Source organism: Methylobacterium sp. 001424705 (assembly GCF_059816145.1).
Genome location: NZ_JCBANU010000004.1, coordinates 105,520 through 128,239 on the forward strand (window position 1 = coordinate 105,520; position 22,720 = coordinate 128,239).

The 22,720-nt window shown below is 70.5% G+C and carries 21 protein-coding genes; 11 read left to right on the forward strand and 10 right to left on the reverse strand.

Annotation, left to right across the window (positions count from 1 at the left end):
* Positions 1–154 precede the first annotated feature (154 nt).
* The 4 genes from argJ to AC6EUL_RS05125 all read left to right on the forward strand — a co-directional run bounded on the left by argJ (position 155) and on the right by AC6EUL_RS05125 (position 4,205).
* Positions 155–1,405 (forward strand): bifunctional glutamate N-acetyltransferase/amino-acid acetyltransferase ArgJ, encoded by a 1,251-nt coding sequence (argJ, locus tag AC6EUL_RS05110; RefSeq protein ID WP_499869202.1) that lies wholly within the window; start codon positions 155–157, stop codon positions 1,403–1,405.
* The gene (locus tag AC6EUL_RS05115; RefSeq protein WP_499869204.1) at positions 1,402–2,145 is read left to right on the forward strand and encodes an SIMPL domain-containing protein; all 744 of its coding nucleotides are present in this window, start codon (positions 1,402–1,404) and stop codon (positions 2,143–2,145) included. Before argJ ends, AC6EUL_RS05115 begins: the two co-directional genes overlap by 4 nt.
* Positions 2,142–2,570, forward strand: a complete 429-nt coding sequence (mutT, locus tag AC6EUL_RS05120; protein WP_499869206.1) for an 8-oxo-dGTP diphosphatase MutT — start codon at positions 2,142–2,144, stop codon at positions 2,568–2,570. Before AC6EUL_RS05115 ends, mutT begins: the two co-directional genes overlap by 4 nt.
* A gap of 84 nt (positions 2,571–2,654) precedes the next feature.
* Complete coding sequence (locus AC6EUL_RS05125) at positions 2,655–4,205, forward strand: DUF6880 family protein (protein ID WP_499869208.1); 1,551 nt, start codon at positions 2,655–2,657, stop codon at positions 4,203–4,205.
* 13 nt (positions 4,206–4,218) lie between these two features.
* Here the strand turns inward: AC6EUL_RS05125 and AC6EUL_RS05130 are convergent, their stop codons facing one another.
* Both AC6EUL_RS05130 and AC6EUL_RS05135 read right to left on the reverse strand, forming a co-directional pair.
* Entirely contained in the window at positions 4,219–4,578 is a 360-nt protein-coding gene (locus tag AC6EUL_RS05130; RefSeq protein ID WP_499869210.1) for a DUF427 domain-containing protein, read from the reverse strand.
* Entirely contained in the window at positions 4,575–5,453 is an 879-nt protein-coding gene (locus AC6EUL_RS05135; RefSeq protein ID WP_499869212.1) for a methyltransferase domain-containing protein, read from the reverse strand. Before AC6EUL_RS05135 ends, AC6EUL_RS05130 begins: the two co-directional genes overlap by 4 nt.
* Positions 5,454–5,571: 118 nt before the next feature.
* Between AC6EUL_RS05135 and AC6EUL_RS05140 the strand changes: the two genes are divergently transcribed.
* Both AC6EUL_RS05140 and AC6EUL_RS05145 read left to right on the forward strand, forming a co-directional pair.
* On the forward strand, positions 5,572–5,802 hold the full coding sequence (locus AC6EUL_RS05140; protein ID WP_499869214.1) for a hypothetical protein: 231 nt from the start codon (positions 5,572–5,574) through the stop codon (positions 5,800–5,802).
* 49 nt (positions 5,803–5,851) lie between these two features.
* A complete protein-coding gene (locus AC6EUL_RS05145; protein ID WP_499869216.1) occupies positions 5,852–6,616 on the forward strand; it encodes a ComF family protein in 765 nt (254 codons plus the stop codon).
* 10 nt (positions 6,617–6,626) lie between these two features.
* Here AC6EUL_RS05145 and AC6EUL_RS05150 read toward each other — a convergent pair whose 3' ends face one another.
* The 3 genes from AC6EUL_RS05150 to AC6EUL_RS05160 all read right to left on the reverse strand — a co-directional run bounded on the left by AC6EUL_RS05150 (position 6,627) and on the right by AC6EUL_RS05160 (position 11,476).
* Positions 6,627–7,883, reverse strand: coding sequence for an MFS transporter (locus tag AC6EUL_RS05150; protein WP_056275699.1), 1,257 nt, complete (start codon positions 7,881–7,883; stop codon positions 6,627–6,629).
* A gap of 381 nt (positions 7,884–8,264) precedes the next feature.
* The gene (locus AC6EUL_RS05155) at positions 8,265–11,015 is read right to left on the reverse strand and encodes a PAS domain S-box protein (RefSeq protein ID WP_499869218.1); all 2,751 of its coding nucleotides are present in this window, start codon (positions 11,013–11,015) and stop codon (positions 8,265–8,267) included.
* A gap of 212 nt (positions 11,016–11,227) precedes the next feature.
* Complete coding sequence (locus AC6EUL_RS05160) at positions 11,228–11,476, reverse strand: hypothetical protein (protein WP_056381334.1); 249 nt, start codon at positions 11,474–11,476, stop codon at positions 11,228–11,230.
* A gap of 334 nt (positions 11,477–11,810) precedes the next feature.
* On the opposite strand from AC6EUL_RS05160, the gene AC6EUL_RS05165 reads away from it, so the two are divergent.
* Positions 11,811–12,731: a L,D-transpeptidase gene (locus AC6EUL_RS05165; protein ID WP_056214916.1), complete on the forward strand. Its 921-nt coding sequence runs from the start codon at positions 11,811–11,813 to the stop codon at positions 12,729–12,731.
* 98 nt (positions 12,732–12,829) lie between these two features.
* Here the strand turns inward: AC6EUL_RS05165 and AC6EUL_RS05170 are convergent, their stop codons facing one another.
* The 3 genes from AC6EUL_RS05170 to AC6EUL_RS05180 all read right to left on the reverse strand — a co-directional run bounded on the left by AC6EUL_RS05170 (position 12,830) and on the right by AC6EUL_RS05180 (position 13,905).
* The gene (locus AC6EUL_RS05170) at positions 12,830–13,024 is read right to left on the reverse strand and encodes a hypothetical protein (RefSeq protein ID WP_055947626.1); all 195 of its coding nucleotides are present in this window, start codon (positions 13,022–13,024) and stop codon (positions 12,830–12,832) included.
* Between the two features lie 174 nt (positions 13,025–13,198).
* Positions 13,199–13,561, reverse strand: a complete 363-nt coding sequence (locus tag AC6EUL_RS05175; RefSeq protein ID WP_274534727.1) for a DUF6481 family protein — start codon at positions 13,559–13,561, stop codon at positions 13,199–13,201.
* Between the two features lie 134 nt (positions 13,562–13,695).
* Positions 13,696–13,905, reverse strand: a complete 210-nt coding sequence (locus tag AC6EUL_RS05180; protein ID WP_055947623.1) for a cold-shock protein — start codon at positions 13,903–13,905, stop codon at positions 13,696–13,698.
* 582 nt (positions 13,906–14,487) lie between these two features.
* On the opposite strand from AC6EUL_RS05180, the gene AC6EUL_RS05185 reads away from it, so the two are divergent.
* Positions 14,488–15,384, forward strand: a complete 897-nt coding sequence (locus AC6EUL_RS05185; protein ID WP_499869222.1) for a helix-turn-helix domain-containing protein — start codon at positions 14,488–14,490, stop codon at positions 15,382–15,384.
* Positions 15,385–15,402: 18 nt separating this feature from the next.
* On the opposite strand, the gene AC6EUL_RS05190 is transcribed toward AC6EUL_RS05185, so the two are convergent.
* Entirely contained in the window at positions 15,403–18,033 is a 2,631-nt protein-coding gene (locus tag AC6EUL_RS05190) for a bifunctional acetate--CoA ligase family protein/GNAT family N-acetyltransferase (protein WP_499869224.1), read from the reverse strand.
* Between the two features lie 166 nt (positions 18,034–18,199).
* Here AC6EUL_RS05190 and AC6EUL_RS05195 point away from each other — a divergent pair, with 166 nt between their 5' ends.
* The 3 genes from AC6EUL_RS05195 (at position 18,200) to AC6EUL_RS05205 (ending at position 21,143) form a co-directional block, all read left to right on the forward strand.
* Entirely contained in the window at positions 18,200–18,883 is a 684-nt protein-coding gene (locus tag AC6EUL_RS05195; protein ID WP_056352583.1) for a class II aldolase/adducin family protein, read from the forward strand.
* A gap of 583 nt (positions 18,884–19,466) precedes the next feature.
* On the forward strand, positions 19,467–19,961 hold the full coding sequence (locus AC6EUL_RS05200; protein ID WP_056214905.1) for a Ros/MucR family transcriptional regulator: 495 nt from the start codon (positions 19,467–19,469) through the stop codon (positions 19,959–19,961).
* 363 nt (positions 19,962–20,324) lie between these two features.
* On the forward strand, positions 20,325–21,143 hold the full coding sequence (locus AC6EUL_RS05205; RefSeq protein WP_499869227.1) for a restriction endonuclease: 819 nt from the start codon (positions 20,325–20,327) through the stop codon (positions 21,141–21,143).
* Here the strand turns inward: AC6EUL_RS05205 and zwf are convergent.
* Entirely contained in the window at positions 21,123–22,649 is a 1,527-nt protein-coding gene (zwf, locus tag AC6EUL_RS05210; protein WP_499869229.1) for a glucose-6-phosphate dehydrogenase, read from the reverse strand. The genes AC6EUL_RS05205 and zwf overlap by 21 nt on opposite strands.
* Positions 22,650–22,720 lie beyond the last annotated feature (71 nt).

The following is a 22,720-nucleotide window of genomic DNA, read 5'->3' on the forward strand; positions in this document are numbered from 1 at the left end:
CTGGACAAGTCCCTGGTCTGACAGGACTCGTGGCCGGCGCGTCCGATGCGACAGGGGGATGACGGTGGTCGCGGTTGACGCGGACGGCGCGCGCGGGGCAACACCGGCCTCGCCGCGCGCCCGAGACGGCCGCAGAGATCCGGAGCCCTCGCCCATGTCGTCTGCCAAGAGCCCCCCCGTCTCGCCGCTGGCGCCCCACACACAACCGCAGCTCCCGGCGATTCGCGGCGTCGGGCTCGCGACCGCGCAGGCGGGCATCCGCTATTCCGGGCGGACCGACGTGCTCTACGTGGCGCTCGCCGCGGGCACGCAGGCGGCCGGCGTGTTCACCCGCTCGAAATGCCCCTCCGCTCCGGTGGATTGGTGCCGCGAGGCGCTGGGCAGTGCGGGTGCCCGAGCCCTCGTGGTGAATTCCGGCAACGCCAATGCCTTCACGGGCCTGCGCGGGCGCGAGGCCGTTGCACTGACGGCCCGGATCGCCGCCGAGGCGGCACAGTGCCGGCCGGAGGAGATCTTCATCGCTTCCACCGGCGTGATCGGCGAGCCCCTCGACGCCACCAAGTTCGAGGGCGTGCTGGCCGACTGCGCCGGGCGGACCCGGGACGGCGCCGAGGCTTGGGCCGCGGCCGCCCAGGCCATCATGACCACCGACACCTTCCCCAAGCTCGCCACGCGCCGGGCCACCATCGACGGCGTCACCGTCACCCTCAACGGCATCGCCAAGGGCGCGGGCATGATCGCCCCCGACATGGCGACGATGCTGAGCTTCGTCTTCACCGATGCCGCCCTGCCCCAGGGGGTGCTCCAGGCGCTCCTCTCCGCCGGCACGGCCACCAGCTTCAACTGCGTGACCGTCGACGGCGACACCTCCACCTCCGACACCCTGATGCTGTTCGCGACGGGCGCGGCCGGCAACGCCGCGATGTCCGACGCCGGCGATCCGCGCCTCTCCGGGTTCCGCGCCGCCCTCGACGACCTCCTAGTCGATCTGGCCCAGCTCGTCGCCCGGGATGGCGAGGGGGCCCGCAAATTCGTCACCGTGCGGGTCACGGGGGCGACCAGCGACGCCTCGGCCCACCGCATCGCGATGTCGATCGCCAACTCGCCCCTGGTGAAGACCGCCATCGCGGGCGAGGATGCCAACTGGGGCCGGGTGGTGATGGCGGTGGGCAAGGCCGGCGAGCCGGCCGACCGCGACCGCCTCGCGATCTGGTTCGGCGACGTGCGCGTGGCGCGCGCGGGCGCCCGCGATCCCGATTACAGCGAAGCGGCGGCGAGCGCCGTGATGCGCGAGTCCGACGTCACCGTGCGGGTCGATCTCGGTCTCGGCGAGGGCAGCGCACGCGTCTGGACCTGCGACCTGACCAAGCTCTACATCGAGATCAACGGGGATTACCGCTCATGAGGCGCACCCAGGCGGTCGCCGTCTCCGCCTTCCTGGCGCTCGCCCTACTCGACGTCCCGGGCGCGGCGCGGGCCGAGGACAGGCCGGGGCTCGCCGAGGGCCGGATCAGCGTCGTCGGACGCGCCCGCTCCGAAGTGGCACCGGACTTCGCCTCGGTGGAGATCGGCGTCGAGGCCAGGGGCGCGACCCCGGCCGCCGCCCTCGACGGCGCCAGCACCGCCGCGAAGGCGATCCTGGCGCTGGCCGCCGACTTCAAGGTGCCGGAGGCGGATCTCGGCACCTCCGCGGTGACGCTGCAGCCGGTCACCCGCTCAGTCCGACAGGCGGACGGGTCCTTCGCCGAGAAGCCGGACGGCTACCGCGCCGCCAACACGGTGCGGGTGCGCCTCGCCGATATGGGGCGCCTCGGCGACCTGATGCGGCGGGCCCTCGACGGGGGGGCGAACCGCATCGACGGCGTCGGCTTCGGCCTGCGCGATCCCGACGCGGCCGAAAGCGCCGTGCGCAGCGCGGCGATGAAGGATGCGCGGACCCAGGCCGAACGGCTGGCCGAGGCGGCCGGCGTCACCCTCGGGCGGGTGGTGTCGATCCAGTCCCCGGCGACGGCCTCGGGGCCGCCGATCGCCTTCGCGGCGCCCGCGCCGATGCGCGCCAAGCGCGGCGGCACGCCGGTGCCCCTCGTCGCCGGCACCATCGAGACCGCCGCCGATGTCGCCGCGACCTTCGCGATCGCCCCATGACCCCGGCGACGCCCGCGCCCCTGCGCATCCTCCTCGTCGTCGCCGTCGCGCTGGTCGACACCGATGGACGCGTGCTCCTCGCCCAGCGCCCGCCCGGCAAGCAGCTCGCCGGCCTCTGGGAATTTCCCGGCGGCAAGGTCGACCCGGGCGAGCGGCCGGAGGAGACCCTGATCCGCGAGCTCGCCGAGGAACTCGGCATCACCGTGCAGGAGGCCTGCCTCGCCCCCCTCACCTTCGCGAGCCACGCCTATCCGGACTTCCACCTCCTGATGCCGCTCTACATCTGCCGGCGCTGGGACGGGTTGCCGCGCTCCATGGAGGGGCAGGCGCTGAAGTGGGTGCGTCCGCGCGACCTCAAGGACCAGCCGATGCCGCCGGCCGATGCGCCGCTGATTCCCTTCCTGCTGGATCTGCTCGGACCCTGATCCAGTTCTGACGGGCAGATCCCGTCCGGCGCGATCTGCCCTGTCGGGAAACGACTCGTCCCGTCGGGAGAGGGAGAACGGTGTATGGCACGCAGGGCAGCGGCGAAACCGGCGACGAAGGCGGCGGCCGTTCGGCCGCCCGTTGCGGACACGTCCCCCGCGAGCAAGCCCGAGCGCGCCGCGAGCGAGCCCAAGCGCGCCGCGAGCAAGCCTAAGCGCGCCTCGCGAAAGACCACGCCGAGCCCCGAGACCCTGACCGCGCTCGGGCTGGAGCGCTTGATCGGCCTCGTCCTGTCGGAGACGGCGCGGAACCCGACCTTCAAAAAGCTGGTGACCGCGGCGGTGGCGAGCCTGCAGGGGCCGGACGCCATCGCGGCGCTGATCGACCGGCGGCTCACCGCCCTGGAGCGGGGCCAGGGCTACATCGACTGGCAGAAGCAGCGGGCCTTCGCCGCCGATCTCGACGCCATGCTCACCACGGTGGTGACCGAGCTCGCCGCCCTGGACCCGCGGGCGGCCCTCGACCGGCTGATCCGCTTCCTCGGCGGGGCCAACGACGTCCTTGGACGCGCGGAGGATTCGAGCGGGCGCATCCACGGGGTCTACGAACGGGCGGTCGACGCGGCCGCTTCCCTCATCGTCGATCTCCCCGCGGAGGCGGCGGCCGGGGTCGCCACGGGGCTGGTGATCCGCCTCGGCGCCGACGGGTACGGCTTCGTGGAGACCCTGCTGCAGGACCTGATCCCGCGGCTGCCGGAGGCAGCCCTGCCCCCCCTCGACGCGGCCCTCGCGGACGCCACGCCCCCGGCTTCGGAAGCCCGGACCGGCGGCGAGAAGGCGTGGGCGTCTCAGCTCGCCCGCAGCCGCCTCGTGCGCATGCGCCAAGCCCTCGCCGACCGGGCCGGCGACGTCGATGCCTTCATCGCCTTCGAGCAGGCGGTGTCGCCCGAACAGCCGGACCGGGTGCGGATCGCCGAGCGTCTGCTGGCGGCGGGCCGGGCCCCGGAGGCCCTGGACTGGATTCGCCGTCCGCAGAAGCGGGGACCGGTGGTGGTCACCCGGGAGGCACTGCTCACCGGGCATTTCGACCCCGATGCCCCGGAACGCGCGCGACAGGCCGTGGAGATCCGCATTCTGGACAGCCTCGGCCAGACGCAGGCCGCGCAGGCCCTGCGTTGGGATGCCTTCGGGCGCAACCTCGACCCCGCGATGCTGCGGGCCTACCTCGCCAAGCTGCCCGACTTCGAGGACGACGCGGCGCTAGATCGGGCCTTCGATCAGGCGCAGGCTCATCCCGATCGCTACCGGGCGCTCGCCTTCCTAACCCACTGGCCGAATTCGACCCGCGCCGCTCGCCTGGTCATGGCCCATCGCGGCAGCTGGGACGGGAGCCGCTACGAGATCCTGGCGCCCGCCGCCGAGGCCCTGGAGCGGACGCAGCCGGAGGCGGCGGCCGAGCTCTACCGCCTGCTCATCGATTCCATCCTCGAGCACGGGCGCAGCGCCGCCTACGGCCACGCCGCCCGCTACCTCCAGGCCCTCGACGGCCTGACGGAGGATCCGGAGGCCTACCGCGGCACGCTGCGCCGGCTGCACGGGCGCAAGGCCGCGTTCTGGTCCCAGGTCCGGGACTGAGGGCCGGGCCTGCTCAGTCCTGCTCGATCGGGTCGATCTTGTCCGGATAGAACGCGAGATGCCCGGCGATGGCGGCCACCGCCGGATAGGGTGCCTCGTAGCTCCAGACCGCGTCCGGCCGGGTGGCGTCCGGCGTCGTCAGCGTGAAGTAGCGGGCGTCACCCTTGCAGGGGCAATGGCTGTGGCGGGCGCTCGGGGTGAAGTGCGCCCATCGGGCATCGGCCCGCGGAATGTAGAAGACCGGCGGATAGTTCGCCTCGGTGAGCACGAGAGCGGACTCGGTCTCCGCGATGAGCGTCCCCGCGAGCCGGAGACGCAACTTCCCCGGATGCGGCGCGACGGTGATCGGATGGTCGGGTCCGGGCTCTCTCATGATTCCTGTCCCTCGGTCTTGCGTTCGGTGGTGCCCAGGGCCTCGGCGAGGCGCGTCTGGGCGGTGCCCGGCTTCAGGGGTTTCTGCTGGCTCTCGTGCGGAGCCCAGCCGGAAAGCCACAGGATCTCGAAGCTGGCACGCAGGCGCCCGTCCGGATCGGCGAAGCGCTCGGCGTAGAGCGCGGCGGCCCGCAGAAGCGTTTCGCGGCGCAGGGGGGTCCGGCGGCGGTCGACCAGGACGTTGGTCAGCCCCATGGCACGCAGGTCGTGCATGAGCGCGATCGGATCGCGGTAGCGCACCGTGACGGTCTCGACGTCGGTGACCGGCAGGGCGAAACCGGCCCGCTGAAGCAGGCTGCCCATCTCGCGGACCTCGGCGAAGGGGGCCACGCGCGGGCTGACGCCGCCCTCCACCTCGCTCTCCGCCTGCCCGAACACCTGGCGCAGCTCGGTCAGGGTCCGGCCGCCGAGGAGGCAGCCGATGAACAGCCCGTCGGGGCGCAGAGCCCGGCGCAACTGCGCCAGGGCACCCGGCAGGTCGTTGACGTGCTGCAGGGCGAGGAGCGAGACGGCGAGGTCGAACCGGGCGGGGGCCAGCGGCAGGGCTTCGGGGTCGGCCAGCACCGCGCCGGCCTCCGCCCGGGGTGCCAGACGGGTGACGTGCCCGACCCGGCCGGAGGCGCGCAGGCGCTCGGCGGCGAGGGACGCGGGGGTGCCGAGGTCGACGGCCTCCGTGAAGGTCCGCAGCACCGCGCCGAGGCGGTCGTCGAGATCGTCGACGACCCGGCGCAGCAGGAAGTCGGCATAGCCGGCCCGGTGGGCACGGGCGAGGCGGCGGCGGGCGAGGCCCGTATCGAACAGCGGAGGCGCGGTCATCACGATCTAGATGGAGCGCCGACGGCGCGGGCGCCAGCCGCTACCGGGACGGAACGTGTCTCCGTCCCTCGCTGTTGAGGCCCAGCGATTCGACGACGAATCGAGGAGATCAGACGCCATGAAGTCCATCCTGTTCGGCGCGGCCCTCACCCTCGCGGGCATCAGCCTTGCCACCACCGGAGCCGAGGCCAAGGGTTGCATCAAGGGCGCCCTCGTGGGCGGCGTCGCCGGCCACGTGGCGGGTCATGGCGTCCTCGGCGCCGCGGCCGGCTGCGCCGTCGGCCGCCACCAGGCCAACAAGCGCGACCGCGAGCAGAACGCGGCCCAGCCGCAGCCGCAGGCCCGCTGAGAACAACCAGGGGTCGCATCCGCTTGGCGCGGGTGGTAGGATGGCCGTCATGGCTCCTGCCGCCCGCGCCGTCACCACGGGATTGCGGGCCGCCCTCCGCGGCGGCCTCGCCCTCGTCTATCCGCCGACCTGCCCCGGCTGCGGCGGCGCCATTGCCGACCCGCACGCCCTCTGCGCCCGCTGCTGGTCGGGGCTGCGCCTGATCGCGCCGCCTTGCTGCGATCGCTTCGGGACCCCCTTCGCCGTCGATCACGGAACCGGCGCCCTGCTGTCCCCCCGCGCGATCGCCGATCCCCCGGTCTTCGCACAGGCGCGGGCGGTGGCGCTCTACGAGGGCGTCGCCCGCGACCTCGTGCACCGGCTGAAATATGAGGACCGCCTGGATCTCGGCCCCGTCCTCGCCGGAATGATGGCGGGGGCCGGCGCGGCGCTCCTCGCCCGCGCGGATTGCCTCGTGCCGGTGCCGCTCCACCGCTGGCGCCTGTGGCGCCGCCGCTTCAATCAGGCCGCGCTCCTGGCGCGCCGGATCGGCCGGATCGCCGGGCGGCCTTTCGAGCCGGGCGCCCTCGCGCGCGTGAAGGCGACGCGCCCGCAGGTCGGCTTGAGCCGGGTGGCCCGGGCGACGAACCTCCAGGGCGCCTTCCGGGTGCCGGAGTCGATGCGCCCCCGGCTGCAGGGGCGGCGCATTCTCCTGATCGACGACGTGATGACCACCGGCGCGACGGCCAACGCCGCCGCGCGGGTGCTCCTGCGCGGCGGCGCGGCGGCGGTGGATGTCCTGACCTTCGCGCTGGTGGCGGAGGAGATCGGCTGAGGGGCGCGGTTCAGGCCGTCAGCGGGCCGAGACGGCCGGCCTCGGCGGGCTCCGGCGTGCCCGGCGTCAGCACCTTGCCGCGCGGGCCGACCCAGGTGCCGACCCATTTGCGCTGCCACACCAACAGGCAGACCAGCACGAGCGCGGCGAAGACGGCGTAGCCGACGAAGCCGAGGGCGAAGGAGCCGGTATACTGCTTCGACAGGCCCATCACGTTGGGCAGGATGGCGCCGCCGAGGGCTCCGACCTCGCCGATCATCGAGCCGGCCACCGCCGTGTTGGCGGGCCAGCGCAGGGGCACGAGCTGGAACAGGGCGCCGTTGCCGGCCCCGAGGGCGGCGAAGCACAGCATGAACAGGGCCGTGGTCAGCGCCAGGGAGGGCGACGCGGTCAGGAGCAGGAACGAGCCCACCGCGGCGATCAGCACGACGGACAGCACCAGGATGCCCCCGAGGCGGTCGGCGAAGTAGCCGCCGGCGACGCGGATGCCGGATCCCATCAGCGCCGCCAGCATGGTCAACCGGCCGGCCTCGACCTTGGTCACGGCGAACTGCTCGTAGAAGAAGGTCGGCAGGAAGTTCGACAGGCCGATGAAGCCGCCGAAGGTGATGATGTAGATCAGGTTGAAGGCCCAGCCGTCCTTCTGGAACAGGCAGGAGACGTGCTCCCGGAAGGACTGGTGCTCGGCGTCCGGCGGCTCCTTGGCGAAGACGATCATGACGATGAGCGGGATCGCCATGACGCAGCCGGCGAAGCCGTAGACGGTCTGCCAGCCATAGGCCTGGGCCAGGGGCGGCGCGAACAGCACGGCCAGCACGGTGCCGGAATTGCCCGCCCCGGCGATGCCCATGGCGAGGCCCTTGTGCTCCTTGGGGAACCAGCCCGAGCCGAGGGACAGGGCGACGCCGAAGGAGGCCCCGGCGATGCCGAGGAGCACGCCCATGGCGAGCACCTCGTCGTAGGTGTTCACGTAGAAGAAGCCGAAGGCCATCGCGAACATGATCACCGTCATTTCGGTGATGGCGGCGTTCTTGCGGCCGATATACTGGGCCAGCACCCCGAGCGGGAAGCGCATGATCGCACCGGCCAGGATCGGCAGCGAGATCATGAATCCGGTCTGGGCCGGGGTCAGCTTGTAGGTCTCGGTGATGAACGGACCCATGGCGCCGTTGAGCACCCAGATCGCGAAGCAGAAATCGAAGTAGAGGAAGGCGGCGAACAGGGTCGGAGGATGACCGGATTTCATCACGGTCTTGAAGCTGGCCATGGAGTGCGTCTCGAGGTTCGCGGCCGCAGGGCGGCCGCTCATGCCAAGGGATCCGGACTCACGCCGTCCGCATGCGGAGCGCCTTTGCTCCGCGCGTCGCCGACCGGCGACGGATCGAGCCAAGCACCGAACGTGCCAGTTTTTCGGAATGCCGTTCCTCGCCACGCCGACCCGATGCGCAGGCCTTCGCCTGCGGCGGTCCACGGCGCCGGATTGCCGCGCGAGACGGCACTGCCCAGGAAATGTCCAGGGTCGAGGCGCAGGCATGCGGCGACTCATACGAAAGTCGTTCGATCCCTTCCGGAGGGCGGATCCGGGCTTGGCTCGAGCGCCGCGCAGGCGTGCCGATCCGGGGACCGCTTCGATCGAGCGCAGCCCGTCTCAGCCGTCGGCCTGGAAGGCCGCCAGGGGCGCGGCGATGGCGCAGGTGACGCCGTCGGCGGGGAAATCGAGGGCGATGGTGCCGCCGACCTGGCCGGCGAGCCCACGCTCGATGAAGCGCGAGCCGAACCCCTTGCGGGTCGGCCGCGTCACCGGGGGGCCGCCGATCTCGGCCCAGGAGAAGGCGAGGGTCGGCTCGCCGGCCTCGTCGCGGACCTCCCAGCGGATCGCCACGTGGCCATCCTCATCCGAGAGCGCCCCGTACTTGGCCGCGTTGGTGGCGAGCTCGTGCAGCATCAGCGCCAGGGACAGGGCCGGCTTGGCACCGATCTCCAGGTCCGGCCCGTCGAGGCGGAAACGGCCCGCGCGATCCTCGTGCAGCTTCAAAGCGCCACGCACCACCGGGCCGATCAGGGTGCTGCCGAGGGCGCCGCCCATCAACAGGTCATGGGCTTGGCCCAGGGCGATGAGGCGGCCGGCGAGCACCTCCTTGGCCGTGTCCACATCGATGGCGCTGCGCATGGTCTGGGTCGCGATCGACTGCACCATCGCCAGCAGGTTCTTCATCCGATGGCTGAGTTCGCGGTTGACCAGCTCCTGCTGCTCCTCGGCCCGCAGGCGGGCCACGGCGGCGCGGGTGCGGTCGACGACGTTGCGCACGAAATCGAGGATGTCCGGCGTCCAGTCCCGCCGCTTCGAATCGTGCAGGCAGAACACCGCCACGAGCTGCCCGCGCTCCATCAGCGGCAGGTTGATGACGGTGCGCACGTCGAGGGCGCGGAAAGCCTCGAATCGGTCGGCGGTGCGGGGGTCGGTCTCCACGTCCGCGATGACGACGTCGCGCCCCTGGCGCAGCTCCGACAGGTAGGAGCCGTAATCGGCGTAGCGGTGGCGTCCGACGAGGGTGCTCGCCCCCGGCACGGTCCAGTCCCGGATGATGTCGAGATAGACGCCCGAATCGTCCAGGACACCGTAGGCGGCGCGGGTCAAGCCGAGGGTCCGACCCGCGATCTCGGCGGCCACGAACGCGATTTCGCCGGGATCCTGCAACTCCCGCAGGCGCTCACCGAGCTCGACCAGGGCCGCCTGACGCTCCTCGGCGCGCTTGCGCTCGGTGATGTCCACCGACGCCCCCGGAAACCGCAGCGGCGTCCCGTCGGCGGCGCGCACGAGGCTTCCGCGGGCGATCACCCAGCGATGGGAGCCATCCGGCTGGAGGATCCGATACTCGCAGGCAAATTCCTTGGCCCCCGCGAAGAGGCGGTCGAGCTCCTCCTGGAATCGCGGCAGGTCGTCCGGGTGGAAGTTCCGGATGTAGTCCGCCAGGGGCGCGCCCAGGGCGGCGCGCTCCGGATCCACGGTGTAGATCCGCGCGAAGTTCGGATCGGCGTAGACCACGTCGTCGCGCAGGTCCCAGTCCCAGGTGCCGATCATGCCGGACGCGTTGAGGGCGAGGCTCAGGCGCTCCTCGCTCCGGCGCAGCCGGGCATTGGCCGTTTTCCGTTCGGTGATGTCCGTCAGGGTCAGGACGGCGCCCTGCACCACCCCGTCCTCGACGATGGGGGCGTTGCTGGTGATGACGTCGATGGGTGATCCGTCCTGACGGAAGAACGTCGCCTCGCGGTCGCGCAGGGCGACGCCGCTGCGAAGGGAGCGGACGACCTCGCAGTCCTCGCGCGGGAACGGCCGCCCGTCGGGATGGTGGTGATGGGCCGTGTCGTGGAGGTTGCGGCCGATCAGGCTGCCGCGGGGCCAGCCGAGCATCGCCTCGGCGGCCGGATTGGCGAAAATGACGACGTCGTCCTCGTTCAGGCGGAACACCGCCTCGCTGAGGTGATCGGTGACGGTCTGCAGGAGGGCCGTCTGCTTGCGCAGGGCCTCGTCCGCCTGGCGCTGGGCCGTGCGGTCGCGCAGGATCTTGAGATAGCCGACCTGCCGGTCCGCCTCATCCATGAGGGGCATCATCTCGCCCATGCCCCAGAAGCGCGAGCCGTCCTTGCGGATGTGCCAGCGCTCGTCGTTGGCCCGGCCGAGATCGCGGGCGACGCGCATCTCGTGATCGGGTATTCCGCGCGTCCGGTCCTCCGGCGTGAAGAAGAAGTCGGCGGGCTGGCCCAGAATCTCGGCCTCGCTCCAGCCGAGGACGCATTCGGCGCCTGGATTCCAGCTCGTGACACGGCCGGCGAGATCCAGGGTGACGATGCCGTAATCGATGGCGCTCCCGATGATCGCCGCATTGTGTCGGTCGCTCGCGCGGCGCTCCTTCAGGGCGCGCCGCAGGTTGAGCTCCGTCATCACCTGGCCGGCGAGGGTGCGCAGGATGAAGCCCTGCGCCTCGGAGAGCTCGCGCGGCCGCGTGTCGAGGACGCAGAGGGTCCCCAGGGCCGTCCCCTCCGGCGTGCGCAGGGGCATGCCGGCGTAGAACCGGACGTGCGGTTCGCCGGTGACGAGGGGGTTTTCCGCGGTGCGCGAATCCCGCGTCGTGTCGGGGATGACGAAGAGCCCGTCCTGCCGCACCGCGTGAGCGCAGATCGACTCCGTGAGCGCGGTCTCGGGGCGCGCGAAGCCGACCCGGGCCTTGAACCATTGGCGATCGGTATCCATCAGGGAGACCAGCGAGACCGGCATCTCCAGCAGACGGGATGCGAGCGTCACGATGTCCTCGAACGCGTCCTCGGGCGCGGTATCCAGGATGTCGTAGCGCGCCAGAGCCTCGGGCCCCGTCTCGGGCGCATCGCCGGTCCTACTCAATCGTCCCTCCGGCCACGCTCCCCCCGATGCCCTTCGGCTCGGACGATCCTGCACCCTTGATCCTCGCACAGGACCGACGACGGTCGATCCGACGCGTGCCCCGCAAGCTTTAGCGAAGCGCGGGCGATTGTCCTACGTTCAACCGCCGGCGGATCATCAATTTCGCGCAAATGAATTTTGCACGGATGCATTCGGGCGGTGCGCGGGACGCCTTACCGGCAGACCGTGATGCTGCGCACCACCCAGCCCTCGTCGGCCTGCCAGAGCTTGCGCCGGGTGCGCTGGCAGGTGGGGTTCTCCGGCTCGCTGGAGGTCCAACTCGTCACCGGAGCGGCGGGCTCCGCGACGCGCGCGGTTCGGCTGCGGGCCGCCTGCCCGTCCGTGGGCACGAGGAAGACGAGCAGGAGGACCGCGAGCGCCGCAGGGCGCGCGCGGTGACGGGGACGCGGGGGGACCGGCACGGGTCGCGTTCCATGTATTCGAGAGGGGGCTTGGCGGAGGACCACCTATGTCGGCACGACGCGGCACATTGCAATCGATCGCCCATCCCGGCCGGGGGCTGATCACCGCTTTTTCATAGACATGGTGAAAGCACGATGCCGGCGTATTCGCGCGGGTCTTCGGAAGGTTTTCCGGATGGTTTCCAGACCCTATGATTGTGCCCGCACTGCATCGCCCCCGAACTTTGGTGCCCCTGCAGGGCTGCCCGTCGTTCAGATGACGTGACGGCTCTGCGTCGACTTGCTAGGCCCGGGCTCGAACGACCCATCTCCGACGACTTCCCGAGCAACCTCCATGCCTCAGACGACCCGCCGCACGCTTCTCACCGGGGCGACGACGAGCCTCGCGCTTCTCACGCCCGTCGGGTCCGCCCTCGCGCAGGGGCGCGGCCTCTTCGGCGGCGCCATCGATGGGAATGGCCCCTACGACGATGAGCGCCTCTATCGCGACGAGGAGGGACGGCTCTACCGTCGCCGGGGCGGCCAGTACGTGCCCTATTCGGAGCGTGGATCGGACCGCGGATTCGAACCGGCGCGCAGCCAGCGCGGCCGCGCCGTGGCGGACGATCCGGATGCGGATCTCTACGCCCCGCGGCAGGTGCCGCCCGCCTCGGTGCAGCAGGCCGCTCCGGCCAAGCCCGTCGACGATGGTCCCATCGACTTCAACCGCGCCTACGCGGCGGTCACCGACGAGCCCTTCCCCGTCTATGCCTTCAACTGGCGTAAGGCGAACCCGTCCTTCCTGCGCCAGGAGGTCGCCTATACGGGTTCGGAAACCCCGGGCACGATCGTGGTCGACCCGCGGGCCCATCACCTCTTCCTCGTCCAGCCCAATGGCCGGGCGCGTCGCTACGGCGTGGGCGTCGGCAAGCAGGGCTTCTCGTGGGCCGGCGCCTCGACGGTGAACTCCAAGCAGATGTGGCCGGACTGGTATCCGCCCAAGGAGATGATCGCCCGCACGCCGAAGCTGGCGCGCTCCGTCTCCCAGCTTCAGAGCGGTCTCGGCGTGCCCGGCGGTGCGCACAATCCCCTCGGGGCCCGGGCCCATTACCTGTGGCAGGGCAACAAGGACACGCTCTACCGCATTCACGGGACGCTGGAGCCGGAGTCGATCGGCAAGAGCGTGTCGTCGGGTTGCATCCGGATGATCAACCAGGACGTCATCGATCTCTACGGCCGCGTCGAGATCGGCTCACGCGTGGTGGTGCTGAGCTGACGGAAAACGGCCTCCCCCTCACGTCGTGAAGGGGAGGCCGCGGCCTGCATATTCGCCCTGACGGTGCGGGCTCCGCGCCGGGCGCGGAGGCGGGCCGCTCAGGCCTCGGTGATCTCGCCTTCGCGCACCGCGCGCTCGCTGCTCCCGGACTTGATCCGGTAGAACGGCTCGCCGGTCTGATCCTCGGGGACGAGGCGGACGATCTCGAAGACGTCGGAGATATCGCTCTTCGGGGCGGTGTAGCCGATCTGGGCGCGACGCACGCGCTGGCCGATCTTGAACTTGTGGGACATGGCGCTTGTCTCCTCGGTGGAGGTTCGGCGGACTGACGTCGCGCCTGAGGTGGGCCCGCCCGTCGCGGCGGCCCCGGTGATGCGGTCTCGTCCCGAGGGACGGAACCGTCGGGCGGATCCGCGCCGAATCCGCCTTGGGGTCGCGGGATCGAACGATCCCGGCGACGGAAACCGTCAGCGGCGCGCCTTGGCCTTGCGGGCGGCGTAGCGCGCATCGCGCTGAGCCTTCTGCTCCAGGCGTGCGGCAGCGGCCTGCGCCACCTTCTCCTCGGCGGCGCGAATTTCTTCGGCGGCCTGACGCTCGCGCTCGGCCTCGGCCTCCGCGGCGCGCTGCGCCTCGGCCTCGAGCCGGGCCTGCTCGCGGGCCGCGACGCGAATCTCGCGCTCCCGGGCGATCTGAGCCCGCTCGGCCTTGCGGGCGACCACGACCGGATCATCCGCGGCCGGGCGGTCACGGAAGCGGGCCAGCGCCGCAGCACGGGCTTCGGTCGCGGCCTTGAGGCGGTCGGTCATCGAGTTCGGGTTGAATTGGCTCACACAGGATCCTGTCATGCGGGAGGCCGCCGACGGCGCGCTCCCCTGGAATCGGGTCTCAGAACACAAGCAAGCCGCCTCCCATCCGGGAAGCGGCTCTCGAAACAGGTTGGGCTCCACACGGGAGCCGGCCGTGATCAGACGGTCTGGAGGCTGCCGGCGGACTGCTTGCCGCTGCGCTTGTCGGTTTCCATCTCGTAGGAGACCTTCTGGCCTTCCGCGAGGCCGCGCATGCCGGCACGCTCGACGGCCGAGATGTGCACGAACACGTCGCTTCCGCCGTTATCCGGCTGGATGAAACCGAAACCCTTTGTCTCGTTGAACCACTTAACAGTACCGACAGCCATCGTATTCCTTCGCCCTTGCGGGCTTCATCTACCGGAGGTCCACGCGATCATGCGCGGCCGTCTCCGTCATCAGTTCAAGACAGAGCTCTCTGGCACACGATTTCGTAACGAAACCGCGCCATCGAGGTTCAGCCGTTGAATTGATCGTTAATCTCTACGCGCTTCGCGGCCGATTAGCAAATCGAATTTCAAATCCCGCGGCACGGGACGCAAATCCCGCGGCCGAAATATCTGTGTCGGCCGGGTGTATCTCTCGCTTTCTTCGCGGAATATCCCCTCGAGATTCTGGTCCCGGGGCATCGTTCGCATGGGGTCCGTGCGGTCCAGATCCGTGGGCGCGGGTCGTGCCGACCGCAGCGCCTCCGGCAGGGCCGCGGCCCGCCGTACGATCCGGTCGCCGGGGCGGAACCAGATGACGCCATTCCTATTAACGACATCGATCCCGCGCCCAACAGTCGTGACCCGGCCTTGCACGCTTCGCCATCCGTCCAACACCCTCCAGACGGGACTTTCCCACTCCGGAGCGTGCAGTTCTCAAGCGGCGATTACCCTCAGGAAGACGCCGCTCAGATCTATCAATTGATGTTTGCCAGCTCTGCGCTGGTGACGCCCCTGGCGACGCCCTTCCACGTGGAAATCACCAGTTTCTGGTCGGAACACCTGCGGTTTCATTTCATGGATGGCGTTCCGTTCCTCTTTCACCGGACGGCGCAGAAGCTCGGCTTCGATGGCCTCGACGCGATCGTTCTCCAACATGTCGAGACCGGCGATATCGTTGCCAACTTCGATGGCCGTGACGTGCGCACCGGCGCCGGGTCCGTCTACGCCATCGACTTCTCCCGGCCCGTGCTCATCCGCGACGCTCCGGACATCCCCCGGCAACGCCGCAATTTCGTCGGTATGCCGCGCGCCTTCGCCCGCCGCTGGTTCGGCCCCCTGGATGCGATCCACGGCCTCGTCATTCCGCCGGACATCGCCGCGCCTTACACCGCCCATCTCCTGCGCTTGCGCGACCGCCTGCCGCACTGGACCGCCCTCGACGCCGAGGCCGTCGCCCAGACCGCGACCCTGATGGCCCAGGCCATCACCGCCGCCCTGGGTCACGGCACGTCCCTCAGCGATCCGGCGCGGCTGCACCAGAAGGCCCGTCTCTATATCGAGGCGAATCTGGGCAATCCCGACCTGAGCGCCGCGGAGGTCGCGCGCAGCATCGGCGCCTCGCGCTCCAGGCTCTTCGCGATGTTCCAGCCCGTCGGCGGCGTCGAGCGCTTCATCCGCTCCGCCCGGCTGGAGCGCATCAAGGCGGCGCTCAGCGCGCCGGCGCAACCGCACCCCATCGCCGTGCTGGCCGAGGCGGTCGGGTTTCGCAGCTCGGCCCAGCTCAGCCGGCTGTTCCGGCAGCATTACGGGATGACGCCGTCGCAGTTCAGCGCCAGGGCCGATCCCGGCGGCGTCCGGCGGATCAGCGAGCGGGCGTGAAGCGGATCGGCGGACGCGCTACAAGGCGAGGGCGACCTTGACCACGGCGCCATCCTCCGTATCGGGCCGGACCGTGAAGCCGAGCTGGCGACAGACCGCGAGCATGGGTCGGTTCTCGCGCAGGACCGTCCCCTCGACCCGGGAGAGCCCCTCGACCCGGGCCCAGTCGATCATCAGGCTCATCAGGGCGTGGCCGAGGCCTGTTCCCTTCCGGTCGCCGTGGATCAGGATGGCGTATTCGCCGCTCTCATGGTTGGCATCGGCGTGGAGACGGACGGCGCCGAGCATCATTCCGGTGGCCGCGTCGATCGCCACGAAGGCGATGGCGCGGGCGTAGTCGAGCTGCGTGAGCTTGGCGAGGAAGGCGTGGTTGAAGTCCCGCACCGGTGCGAAGAAGCGCAAGCGCAGGTCCTCGGCGCTGACCGACTGGAAGAAGGTGAGGAACAGCGCCTCGTCCTCCGGCCGCACCGGCCGCACCGTGACGGTCTCGCCCCGGAGGTGGAGGGTGCGCTCCCACTCCACCGGATAGGGTCGGATCGCGAAGCGCGGATGGTAGGCGCCCCGAGCGCGGCGGCCGGCCGCGGTCTCGGCCGCCACCATCACGCGGGCATCGAGGGCGAGGGCGCCGGTCTCATCGGCGAGGAGCGGATTGATGTCGAGCTCGCGCACCTCGGGACAGTCGGCCGCCAGTTGCGCCAGCTTCACCAGGACCAGCGCCACCGCGTGGCGGTTCACCGCCGGCACGTCGCGATAGGCGGCGAGACGCCGGGCGACGCGGGTCCGGTCGATCAGCTCCGAGGCGAGGCGCAGGTCGAGGGGGGGCAGGCCGAGGGCCCGGTCGTCGATGACCTCCACCGCCGTGCCGCCCCGCCCGAACACCACCACCGGCCCGAAGGTCGGGTCCTCGGCGAGCCCGGCGATCAACTCGCGCTGCTTGCCGCGCCGGATCATCGGCTGGACCGCGAAACCGGTGATCCGCGCCTCCGGCGCCAGCCGCCGGGCCCGGGCGAGGATGTCGGCGGCGGCCGCCCGCACGTCGGCCTCGCTGGTGAGATCGAGGCGCACGCCGCCGACGTCGGACTTGTGCACGATGTCGGGCGAGACGACCTTGAGCGCCACGGCGTCGCCCTGCGCGATGATGGGCCATGCGGCCGTCGCGGCCGCATCGATGTCGGGCGCCAGCGCCAGCGGCACACTGTCGATGCGGTAGGCGGCGAGGAGGTCGGCCACGGCGACGGGGTCGAGCCAGGTCTGCCCCTGGGCCACAGCGCGTGCGACGACGGCGCGGGCCGCCTCGACGTCCGGCGAGAAGTCGCGCGGCAGCGAATCCGGCGTGCGCATCAGGTCGTCCTGCGCCTCGCGATAGCGCACGAGGTGCAGGAAACCCTCGACGGCGGCGTCCTCGGTGGAGAAGCGTGGAATGCCCGCGGCGGCGAGGCGTCCGACCGCCTCGGCCTCCTCACCGATCGTCACGGCGAAGACCGGCTTCTTGCGTGCACCGTTCCGACGAATCCGGGTCACGGTGTCGGCGATCGCTCCGGCGACCTCCGTGCCGTCCGAGCGGGCCGTGGGCACGTGGACGGCGAGCACCGCGTCGTTGCCCGGATCCGCCAGCAGCGGCGCGAGGGCGTCGGCATAGGCCTCCGGTCCGGCGGCGACGCCGAGATCGACGGGATTGCCGAGCGTCCCGGCCGCCGCCAGGGTGCCGCCGCGATCCGCGAGCCGGTCAGCCGCCAGGGCACCGATCCCGCGTCCGTTGCCCAGGATCGCGAGGCGATGCCCCGGGAAGGGGCGCTGACGCCCGAGCGTCTCCACCGCGGAGAACATCGCATCCAGGCTCTCCACCGCGAGCAGTCCGGCGCGGCGGAAGGCCGCCTCGTAGACGGTGTCGGGCCGGGCGAGCGCGCCCGTATGGGTTGCGGCGTGCCGGGCCGGAGCCCGGTGGCGCCCCGCTCGGAGCACCACGACCGGCTTGGCGCGCGCGGCCGCCCGCGCCGCCGACATAAACTTGCGCGCATCCACGACCGCATCGAGGGAGAGCAGGATCGCCCGGGTGCGGATGTCGGCCGCGAAGTGGTCGAGGCAATCCGCGACGTCGATATCGCAGGCGATGCCGAGGGACAGCACCGCCGAGAAGCCCACGTCCCGGCGCGCCGCCCATTCGACGATGCCGGCGGCGACGGTGCCCGACTGCGAGACCAGCGCCAGGTCGCCGGCCTTGGGGGGCCGGGCCAGGAGACTCGCATCGAGGTGGGCGCCGGGAACGGAGAGGCCGATGCTGCCGGGCCCGAGGAGGCGCAGGCCGTGGCGGCGCGCCTCCGCGCGAGCCGCCTCGCAGATCGCATCGCCGACATCCGGCGTCAGGATGACGGCACCGGCCGCACCGCGCAGCCCGGCCTCCGCGATCTGCTCGGGAATCGCTTCGGCCGGGGTCGCCAGGATGACGAGGTCCGGCGCAACGGGAAGGTCGGCGAAGCGTGGAATCTGACCGGCGGCCGCATCGGAGCCGAGGCAATGGATCGGCCCCGGAAAGCCGCCGCGACGGAGATTGGCCAGGGCCGCCTCGGCCAGCCCATCCGGCCCGGCCTGGAGGCCGACCAGGGCGATCGCGCGCGGGGCAACCAACGCCTCGAAGCGGTACGTACTCATCGGCCGACCTGCCTCTGCTCGGGTGACGGGGCGGTCGCTCCTGAACCGTCCCGGCAGCAGGAGCGTCGCCGGCTTGGTAACCGGGTCGGATCGCGAACGCGTCCGGCAGGCGGTGTTATAGACCGCCTGCGCCCGACCGGTAGGGCGTTCGCGTCCGGAGACCCGCATGCCGTCCCAGCCTCCCTCTCCCGCCACCGAATCGACGGACGGAGCGATCCGTGCCGACATCGTCGCCGCGATGCGCGACCTTCTCACGCTCGGTCTGAGCCAGGGCACTTCCGGCAACGTGTCGGTGCGGGCGGGCGACGGCTTCCTCGTCACGCCGTCCGGCATTCCGGCCGAGACGCTGCGGCCGGAGGATCTCGTGGCGATGCGGTTCGACGGCGGTTTCGCGCACCCGCTCGCCCCCTCCTCCGAGTGGCGCTTCCACCGCGACATCCTCGCGGCACGTCCGGAGGTGAACGCGGTGGTCCACGCGCATCCGACCCACTGCACCGCCTTCGCGATCTGCGGGCAGGACATTCCGGCGGTGCACTACATGATCGCGGCGGCCGGCGGACCGACCGTGCGCTGTGCCCCCTACGCGCCCTACGGCACCGAAGCCCTGTCGGCGGCGGCCCTCAACGCCCTGGAGGGACGGATGGCCTGCCTCCTGGCCAATCACGGCATGATTGCCGTCGGAACCGATCTTCGAAAGGCCCTCTGGCTCGCGGTGGAGGTGGAAGCGCTCTGCCGCCAATATGCGGTGGCGCTTCAGGTCGGAAATCCCGTGGTGCTGCCAGACGACGAGATCTGGAGAACGGTGGAACGGTTCAAATCTTACGGTCCGCGCAGCCGAACGGACGGGTGATCAGGTCTCGCACGGCCCGGGACAGGTGTCGAAATCGTCCGTTCCGGACCTTTTCGGGCGGACCTGCGTAAATTTTTACGCAGGTCCGTGCGTGGCCGCGGATAAAAACACGCGGCCTCCACAGTCTGTAAGAGCCGGTTCGCGTCTAGATTTTGTATTCAAGAGCCATTTTAGCGCTCCGGCCGACTCTGCCGGTAATCGGCCCTAGAGGTCCGCTTTAGCTCAAATTTCGATGCAGACCTGGTCTGTAAGGGATCATATTTCCTCCCGTAGAAAATTATTTTTCCGGTTCCCCGATCTGAACCGTGAGGCATTAGGGCGCCCCGTCGCCCAGTCCGTGCAGGAACAGGCAAAATCGCGCAAATTTAGTCCAGTTCGTCGGAATGGCAGTGGTTGCTGGTCTATTCCAGTTCACCAGACATCGACCGGATGCGACCTATACGAGACCTGATGAGGCTCTTGCCTTTTGCTTTGCTTCATCATAGCAAGCAGCAAGTCACAACCATGACGCGGCAGCCAAACCTCCCAACCGGCACGACGCCCTCGGGGTGGGTGGTATTCAGAACGCAACGAGAGATTCAGAATGAGCACCGAGAACGGAATCCTGCCGGACTACATCGAACTCGCGGCCGACATCGTGTCCGCATTCGTGAGCAACAACTCGGTTCCGATCGCTGACCTGCCGGCGCTGATCGGCTCGGTGCACGCCACCCTGAGCAAGCTCAACCAGGTCGGGACCGAGGAGAAGGCGGAGCCTCTGACTCCGGCCGTGTCCATCAAGCGCTCGATCACGCCGGACTACGTCGTCTGCCTCGAGGATGGAAAGAAGTTCAAGTCTCTCAAGCGTCACCTGCGGACGCGCTACGAGATGACGCCCGAGCAGTATCGCACCAAGTGGAACCTCCCGAGCGACTATCCGATGGTCGCCCCGAACTACGCGGCCGCCCGTTCGGAGCTGGCCAAGAACATGGGTCTCGGCCAGCAGCGTCGGAAGCAGGAGAGCGTGGCCGTCGAGACCGAGGCCAAGGCGGAGTCGGCTCCGCGCGGGCGTCGGCCCAAGGTGGCGGCACAGGCCTGACGCCAGGACGCGCAGGCTTGGCGCCGGAACGCGATTGACGCCGGAGGGATGACGAACGAGGCCGAGGCGCATCGCCTCGGCCTCGTTCGTCTTGTCCACAGCTTGTCGACTGCTCCTGCACTGATCTTGGCAGATCCGGTGAAACGACGCGTTTTACAGATCGGGTCGGTATTCGAACCGGCACGATGCCGCGTGAAGGTCGATCCGGCGCGCTAACCCGCAAGATCTCCGGGCATCCGGAGCACTTTCTCCCCTCCGCGACCCGGACGGCGTTAGAGAACGCGCAACCCTCCGCTGCCACGGTCGGGTCCACCGCGGTCGAGGGTCGAACGATCCCGGCCCTCTTCCGGTTGGGACCACCACATGTCGGGTCGATCACAGCTCGTGGCGCGCCTGTTCTGGACGTCCGTGCTCGGAGGGGGCTGCGCCCTCTGGTTCGGGCAGCCCGGCGCCATCGGAGCCGGACTGGCATGGGCCGGTGTCGTCCTTCACCATCTCGACCGGCCGCGGCGCCTGCGCCGGCTGATCCGGAGGATCGCACGCCCCCATGCGCCGACCCTGGCCCTGCGGCGGCGACAGGAATGCTTCGTCGATGCCTACGGCAACCTGATCAGCGACGGCTGGGAGCGCGAGCGAACCTACTTCGCCGAGCGCACGGTGGTGCCGCAGTTGGAGGCCCATGGCCGCGGCGACGAGATCGACGGAGCCTGGGACGACATCCTCGCCATCATCGAACGGGTGGCGGATGGAGTGCAATTGCCGGACGAGAGCGAGGCGCCCGAGGAGGGCATCGCCTACGAGCGTTACTGCGCGGGACGTCTGCGCGAGGCAGGCTGGAACGCGCGCGCCACCCAGGCCAGCGGCGATCAGGGCGCAGACATCGTCGCGGAGCAGGCCGGGACGCGTCTCGTGGTCCAGTGCAAGCGCTACGGGCGTCCGGTGGGCAACGGCGCCGTGCAGGAGATCGCTGCGGCGATGCGCTACTGGTCCGCCGACATGGCGGCGGTCGTCTCGAATGCCGGGTTCACCCCAGCGGCGCGCAAGCTCGCCGCCGCCACCGGCGTCCGGCTGCTGCACCACGACGCCCTCGCCGAATTGCAGCCCGCGCCGCCGGTCGCCCCGCCGCCCGGCGCCAAGCGGCGCGCGGTTCGTCCCCCGCGATCATCCCTCGCCGAGCGGTAGCCAGCGATGGCCCTGCGCGGCCAGGAGCGCGGTGGCGCCCTCCGGCCCGTCGCTTCCGGCGGCGTAGGGCTCCACCGGCGCATCGGTCCAGGCCTTGAGCAGCGGATCCACCACCGCCCAGGCTGCCTCGATGCTGTCGGCCCGCTGGAACAGGGTCGCGTCGCCGATGAGGCAATCGTAGAGCAGCGTCTCGTAACCGACGCTCGGCGTCTCGCGGAAGAAATCCCCGTAGTCGAAGGCGGCGGTGACCCGGCCGAGATCCAGGCGTGGCCCGGGCCGCTTCGCGTTCATCTCGATGTCCATCCCCTGCTCGGGGTCGATGCGAAAGCGCAGGACGTCGGGGGTTACGGGCGCATCCGGCGTCGCGAAGGGCGAGTGCGCCGGCGGCCGGAAATGAAGGGCGATCTCGGTGACGCGGTCGGTCATCCGCTTGCCGGTGCGCAGGTAGAACGGAACGTCCTTCCAGCGCGGGTTGTCGATGGCGAGCTTCAGGGCGACGTAGGTCTCGGTGTGGGAATCGCGGGCGACGTCGGGCTCATTGCGATAGGCCGGCACCGCGTGCCCGTGCTCCTGACCCGCCCCGTATTGGCCGCGAACCGCCTGCGCGGGCTGGACCGGTTGCACCGCCTGGATGAGCCGGGCCTTCTCGTCGCGGACATCCTCGGCGTCGAGACTCCTGGGCGGCTCCATCGCGACCATGCAGAGCAGCTGGAACAGGTGGTTCGGCACCATGTCGCGCAAGGCGCCCGTGGGCTCGTAGAAGGCGCCGCGCGCCTCGACCCCGATGGTCTCCGCCGCGGTGATCTCCACGTGATCGACGTGGTCGCGATGCCAGACCGGCCCCAGCAGGCCATTGCCGAACCGGATCGCCAGGATGCTCTGAACCGTCTCCTTTCCGAGGAAGTGGTCGATGCGGAAGAACTGGCTTTCGGTGCCCTGCTCAAGGATGCGTGCGTTCAGGGCGCGGGCCGATTCAAGGTCGCTGCCGAACGGCTTCTCGATGACGACGCGGCGGAAGACGCCCGCCTGCTCCTTCAGCAGGCCCGCCTCCCCCAGGGCATCGACGATCGGGCCGAAGAAGCGGGCCGAGACCGCGAGATAGAAGATGACGTTGCCGGACAGCGCCTGAGCGAGGCCCGTGAAGGTCTCGGCGGCGGTGAAGTCCCCTTGGCGGAAGCTGAGGCGTTCGCTGACGAAGCCCCAGGCCTTGGGATCGATGTGGTCGGGGTGGAATTCCGACGTCCGGTCCGTAGTGAAGGACTGCATCGTCTCGGAGAGGGCATCGCGCCAACCCTCGTCGGTGTTGGCGTTGTGGTCGACACCGAGGATGCGGAACGCCGGGTCGAGCAGGCCGCCGGCCGCGAGGTTGTAGAGCGCCGGCATCAGCAGCCGCTTCGTGAGGTCGCCGGCGGCCCCGAAGATCACCAGCGTGCAGGGGGGGGCCGCCGGAACGGGCTGATGCTCGGGTGTCGCGGCGGGTGCTTTGGCGGGGGGTGTCTGGTCCATGGCCCACGGCCTCCACTCACGGTTGCGGCGCGGCGCGCCGGCAAAATCCGCTCGTCAACCTGCGGCGCCCG